Annotated in this window: 1 pseudogene; it reads right to left on the reverse strand. The window is 40.5% G+C overall.

Annotated features, from left to right (window positions below):
- Window positions 1-270, reverse strand: a pseudogene (locus HC175_RS22880) (amidase family protein); the annotation flags it as partial.
- Window positions 271-299: the final 29 nt, after the last annotated feature.

Here is a 299-nt window from a genome sequence, read left to right on the forward strand (position 1 = left end):
CAGATTATATTTCGTTATAGCCTCCACATTTTTAAATGTAATTTCCTCATCCGCATATTCAGAAAGGTAAGCCGGCAGATCTTTTTTCATATCGGCAGTGAGCAGCGTCAGGAAGTTGTTCAGCTGAATTTCCGGTGCTTCAAATTCTACAATTACAGCACCTTCACTTTTCATTTGCTCTACTGCGGAATTGTACAGGGAATCTGAAAGCAGAGACTTCATTACCCCAATTCTCTTTCCTTTAAGACCTTCCGAAGAAAGGTTCTTCAAATAATTCTTTCCGCCTTCGACCGAAGTTG

The organism is Salinimicrobium oceani, from assembly GCF_012037645.1.